1 protein-coding gene is annotated in these 861 nt (G+C 34.7%); it reads right to left on the bottom strand.

Annotated elements, in window-relative coordinates; all coding sequences use genetic code 11:
• Nucleotides 1-860 (bottom strand): serine hydroxymethyltransferase (locus tag IQC44_RS11425; protein ID WP_198306482.1); only part of this gene is annotated, 860 nt, incomplete at its 3' end.
• Between the last annotated feature and the right edge of the window lies 1 nt (nucleotide 861).

Here is an 861-nt window from a genome sequence, read left to right as displayed (position 1 = left end):
GCATAATCTTTCCATTTTGGATCAAGAATTTCTTTAAACGCAACAGCTTTTGCAGCAATTACATGCATTAAAGGACCACCTTGAAGACCTGGGAAAATAGCACTATTTACTTTTTTAGCTATATCTTCATCATTTGTCATAATAACTCCACCTCTTGGACCTCTTAGAGTTTTATGTGTAGTTGTTGTTACAACATGAGCATGAGGAAATGGACTTTGGTGTTCACCAGCAGCAACAAGTCCAGCAATGTGTGCAATATCAGCAAATAAAATAGCTCCAACTTTGTCTGCTATTTCTCTAAATCTTTTAAAATCAATCTCTCTTGCATAAGCACTTGCACCACAAACAATTATTTTTGGTTGAACCAGTTTTGCTATCTCTTCAACTTTATCATAATTAATTCTACCATCAAGTTCAACACCATAATAAAATGCAGAGTAGTTTTGACCTGAGAAGCTTGGTTTTGAACCATGAGTTAAGTGTCCACCATGAGATAAATCCATACCTAAGATTTTATCTCCAGCTTTAAGTAATGCTGCATAAACTGCACCATTTGCTTGAGATCCAGAGTGTGGTTGTACATTTGCAAATTTACAATCAAATATTTTACAAACTCTATCAATTGCAAGTTGCTCAACTTTATCAGCTTGTTCACATCCACCATAATATCTTTTTGCTGGATAACCTTCAGCATATTTATTTGTAAATACACTTCCCATAGCTTCCATAACAGCTGGGCTTGTAAAGTTTTCACTAGCAATCATCTCAAGGTGAGTTGTTTGTCTTACAAGCTCTGCTTCAACAATATCAAATACCTCAATATCAGCTGTTTTCAAATTATCTTTTGTTATGTAGTTCATC

Source organism: Arcobacter vandammei, from assembly GCF_016106035.1.
Lineage (GTDB): Bacteria > Campylobacterota > Campylobacteria > Campylobacterales > Arcobacteraceae > Aliarcobacter > Aliarcobacter vandammei.
This window is presented reverse-complemented; position numbering and strand designations above follow the sequence as displayed.